Annotated in this window: 1 protein-coding gene; it reads left to right on the top strand. The window is 44.9% G+C overall.

Going from position 1 to position 394, the window contains the following annotated elements; all coding sequences use genetic code 11:
* Positions 1-394: SpaA isopeptide-forming pilin-related protein (locus tag LIQ05_RS19535; protein WP_264292822.1), on the top strand; the 394-nt coding region annotated here is incomplete at both ends.

The following is a 394-nucleotide window of genomic DNA, read 5'->3' as shown; positions in this document are numbered from 1 at the left end:
GTAGACCCAGGAAGCTATTACTTCGAAGAGACAAAAGCCCCGGCAGGCTATGTAAAGCCGAGCGGAGATGCAGCAAGGACAGAGATTAAGACAGTAGAGGCTGGTCAGACAGAAGTAAAAACTTATACTTTCGAAATGCGCAATACAGAAGAGAGTAAAGGAAAACTGGAACTGCTGAAGACAGGAACAGAAGGAAAAGCTCTTGAAGGAGCAAAATTCGACCTGTATAAGGCTGGGGATCCAGACGAGAATCGTGGTTCCTATGTAACTGACAAAGATGGAAAAATTACAGTCGATAATGTAGAACCAGGAAGCTATTACTTTGTAGAAACAGAAGCACCGTCAGGTTACGTAACACCAAGCGGTGAAGCGGCAAGGACAGAGACAAAGACAG

Source organism: Blautia glucerasea (assembly GCF_020537505.1).
In the GTDB taxonomy this organism is placed as follows: Bacteria; Bacillota; Clostridia; order Lachnospirales; family Lachnospiraceae; genus Blautia_A.
The sequence above is the reverse complement of the archived record's forward strand: the minus strand, read 5'-3'. Positions and strand labels throughout refer to the sequence as shown.